Raw genomic sequence first — 1904 nt, forward strand, 5'->3', positions numbered from 1 at the left:
GTCCTGGCCGATGCGCTTCTTAAGGCTGACCTTGAAGGCGTCCTTCTCGTAGAACAGCAGGTCGAGCGGCAGGCCGACCGACAGGTTCGACTTCAGCGTCGAATCGAAGGACACCAAAAGCAGCTTCACCGTCTCGGCCAGGCTCATCGTGCGTTCATAGGCGCGGATGATGATCGGCTTGCCGTATTTGGTCTCGCCAATCTGGAAGAACGGCGTGTCGTCGGTCGATTCGATGAAATTGCCCTCGGGATAGATCATGAACAGCCGCGGCGGGCTGCCCTTGATCTGGCCGCCGAGGATGAAGGAGGCGTTGAAGTAGGAATCGGCCTTGTCGCCTGCGGGCGAGGAATGAGCGATGACCTCCTTGACCGTATCGCCTACCAGCCGCACCGTCTGGTACATGGACGGCGTCTCGAGCAGCGTCGCATGGCGATCCGCCACTGCCTTGGTGCGCTCGTCGAGCAGGCTGACCACGGCCTGCGTGGTCGCCAGATTGCCGGCCGACATCAGCACAATGACGCGCTCGCCGGGCTCCTCCCAGACATGCATCTTCTTGAAGGTCGAGATCGAATCCATGCCGGCGTTGGTGCGCGTGTCCGACATGAACACGAGCCCGCGATCGATCTTCAGGCCGACGCAATAGGTCATGGGTACTCTTTAGCAGCGATTCCGCTGGAATTACTGCTCTACCGTGACAGTCACCGCAAGCTGTTCCTGCGCCTGTCCCAGCCTAATCCCCGATACCGGTGAGGCGTCCCGGTAGTCGCGCCCGGTCGCCACGCGCACATAGCGCTCGTCGGGGGAGATTCCGTTGGCGGCATCGAAAGCAACCCAGCCGAGGCCTTGGACATGCGCCTCGGCCCAGGCGTGGCTCGCCGCCTGCTGGACCGCCGCATCCATCATCAGATAGCCGCTGACATAGCGGGCCGGAAAGCCCATGGCGCGCGCCGCGGCAGCGAAGATATGGCTGTGGTCCTGACAGACGCCGGTTCTAAGCGCCAGTGCCTCTTCGGCCGGCGTCATCACAGTGGTGGCGCCAGGCTTGTAGGCGACACGCTCACCGATCGTGCCCATCAGCCGATGAAGCCGCTCGATATCCGTGCCCTTGCCCGCCGAGGCGGCAAGCTCGCGAATGCCTTCGCCGGCGGCGGTCAGCGGCGTCTCCTGCGCGAACAGCCAGAGCGGCGCAAAACCCTGGTGTTGACCGGATACGCCCGTGGTGTCGCGCGTCACCACCTCGCCCGAAGCTTCAATGGCGATGGCGTGAGGCTCGCCTTCGACGCTCAAAAGCCGGGTGTCGTTGCCGAAATGGTCGGTGAAGCGTACCTCCTCGCGCGCGCCATCGATCTTCAAAGCCCAGGACTGAACGGTCTGTGTGTGGCCGCTGACTGGCAGCAGCCGCAGCCGCTGCAAGAGATACTGCACCGGCGCATCGTAGCGGTAGTCTGTCCGATGGGTGATCTTGAGCCGCATGGCGTCAGTTTCCGGTTGCGAGCCTGATGCTCAATAGAACTTGTAATCCAGCGCGATCTCGTCGCCGAGCCTGGTGTTGTCGCGGATGAAATTGGCCAGGAACTCGTGCAGGCCGGCGTCGAATATGTCCTTGATTGAGCCCGCCCTCAGCATTGCCTGCGTCTTTTCGGCCGTGGCGTGACATGCATGGCGCTCGCCATAGTCGTCGCCCAGGAATTTCAGGTGTTCGGCGAGGAAGCGGTAGCAGAAGGTCAGGGAACGCGGCATGCGCACGTTGAGGATGAGGTAGTCGGCGATGTTGGTCGGCTTGTAGTCGGCGTCGTAGACCCAGCGGTAGGAGCGATGCGCCGACACCGAGCGCAGGATCGATTCCCACTGATAGTTGTCGAGCGTTGAGCCGACCCAGGAGATCGACGGCAGCAGCACGTAGT

3 protein-coding genes are annotated in these 1904 nt (G+C 62.6%); all 3 read right to left on the reverse strand.

Annotated elements, in window-relative coordinates:
- Positions 1-648: peptidase (locus EN781_RS31550; RefSeq protein ID WP_127400684.1), on the reverse strand; the 648-nt coding region annotated here is incomplete at its 3' end.
- Between the two features lie 30 nt (positions 649-678).
- Positions 679-1473 (reverse strand): transglutaminase family protein, encoded by a 795-nt coding sequence (locus EN781_RS31555; RefSeq protein WP_126054730.1) that lies wholly within the window; start codon positions 1471-1473, stop codon positions 679-681.
- Between the two features lie 30 nt (positions 1474-1503).
- Positions 1504-1904: alpha-E domain-containing protein (locus tag EN781_RS31560; RefSeq protein ID WP_189347957.1), on the reverse strand; the 401-nt coding region annotated here is incomplete at its 5' end.

The sequence above is a fragment of the Mesorhizobium sp. M4A.F.Ca.ET.090.04.2.1 genome, assembly GCF_003999085.1.
In the GTDB taxonomy this organism is placed as follows: Bacteria; Pseudomonadota; Alphaproteobacteria; order Rhizobiales; family Rhizobiaceae; genus Mesorhizobium.

What these genes read in the sequence shown, in the direction of transcription:
- EN781_RS31555 (WP_126054730.1), bottom strand. Translation starts at nt 1,473, where the DNA reads ATGCGGCTCAAGATCACCCATCGGACAGACTACCGCTACGATGCGCCG.